We start from the raw sequence: 1755 nt of genomic DNA, 5'->3' as shown, positions 1-1755 counted from the left end.
GTGCAGACCATAAACCGTGAGAAGGCTATCGACATGACGTTATATGAAACATTAACTCTTTTATTCACATTTTTGATGGTGGTTCATGCGTATTTCATTGAGTAATTAAAATTACATTGACCCATTTTGTGGCTCAGGTGGTACTCATAACTACTTATTCAAAAATTAAAGACATAGAGGCGAAGGTATGGCTGACATTAAGAAGCTAGAACAAAAAAGACAGGAAGCATTGGACAGAGCCAATCGAATGAAAAAGCAGATTGATAAGGCGTTGAATGGTCAAAAATTTGTGCTTGGGGGTATGCTTATGGCTATCGCTGAAAATGAGCCTGACCGAATACCACAAATCTTAGCTGATATTGATAAATACGTGACTAGAAAAGCTGATATTAGCCGTTTAGAGAGCTTTAAGAGTGAAATAGGTAACAATATACCTAAAGACACTCTTTTAAGCTCTAGTGAGCCAAATAAAGCTTCTAGCGATGATGATATAGGTCAGTTCTTCAAGGCAGAATTAAAATAACGAATAATAATAATTTTAAATATCTAACTTAGAAACGGCTTTTCCCTTCTGTTTGTTTTCTTAGTTATCAACAACCAAAAAGGCTTTTAATGTTTTTAATGCTTTTAACAGCTTTTAGACACGCTGTAAGCATTGATAATAAAGGGATGTAGAGTTGATATGAATAGGTTTACCCTGTTATATGAATAGGTTTACCCTGTTATATGAATAGGTTTACCCTGCTTTAAAATAGGTTGTTTTACAATCTATTTTAAATAGTATATATTACAACCTATCTTAATAGGAATTGGATATGGATATGTCTGAATTAGTCGTTAAAGATAATGCACTCATTCAAGCGAGTTATACACTGGGTTTGGCTGAACAAAGATTAATATTACTAGCTATTATTGAAGCAAGAGAAACGGGTGAGGGTATTGACCATAGCAGCTTGTTAAGGGTTCATGCTCATGCCTATGCTGACCATTTTGATATAGATAAGGGCAATGCTTACGATGTTGTGAAAGAAGCCAGTAAAGGTCTGTTTGATAGATATGTCACATATCACGATAAAAACCCTAAGAATGGCAATGACAGGTCATTTCATTGTCGCTGGGTCGATAAGATAGGTTATGAAAAAGCGACTGGTACGGTTTTTTTGCGGTTCACAGCTGACGTTGTACCACTGATTACTCGACTGGAAAATAATTTTACCAGCTATGAGATTGAGCAAGTAGCTAACCTCGATAGTGGTTATGCAATCCGCCTTTATGAGTTGTTGATACAGTGGCGTATTGCAGGGAAAACACCAGTGTTTGAGTTACAAGACTTCAGGCGCAAGCTGGGGGTTGAAGACACTCAATATAAGACGATGAGTAACTTTAAAAAGTATGTTTTGGACTTTGCTATTGAGCAAATTAACAAATATACGGATATTACGGCTAAGTATGAGCAACACAAACGAGGGCGTACTATTACTGGCTTCACGTTTACTTTTAAGCCTAAGAAGACAAATAAAAAAGAGGTTAGTGTTGAGCGTGACTCTGCCAATGGAGATATGTTCACTATTGATGGATTGTCAGATAAGCAGCTGAAGCGCATTGTTCTTCATAAAGGATTTATCAGCACTTACGGGAGTTTGGCGACTGGTGACAATGGGCGTGACTGGAAGCTGTTTACTGAATTTATGGTGAATGAGATTAAGAAAGACCCTAGCAAGTTCAGTAAGAAGAAGCCTATTAGAGAATATTTGA

At 36.8% G+C, this 1755-nt stretch carries 2 protein-coding genes; both read left to right on the top strand.

The features are described from left to right. Positions 1-187 precede the first annotated feature (187 nt). Complete coding sequence (locus tag AAEY88_RS12490) at positions 188-523, top strand: hypothetical protein (protein WP_350562888.1); 336 nt, start codon at positions 188-190, stop codon at positions 521-523. A gap of 298 nt (positions 524-821) precedes the next feature. Then, the coding region (gene repM / locus AAEY88_RS12485) for a replication initiation protein RepM (protein WP_350562890.1) at positions 822-1755 on the top strand (934 nt) is incomplete at its 3' end.

This window comes from Psychrobacter sp. CAL346-MNA-CIBAN-0220 (assembly GCF_040309805.1).
Classification (GTDB): domain Bacteria; phylum Pseudomonadota; class Gammaproteobacteria; order Pseudomonadales; family Moraxellaceae; genus Psychrobacter.
Note: the sequence above shows the minus strand (reverse complement) of the source record. Positions and strands in the feature narration are given on the sequence as shown.

Bases quoted from the DNA above. Each gene is read 5' to 3' on its own strand.
- AAEY88_RS12490 (WP_350562888.1), top strand. From the start codon at position 188: ATGGCTGACATTAAGAAGCTAGAACAAAAAAGACAGGAAGCATTGGAC.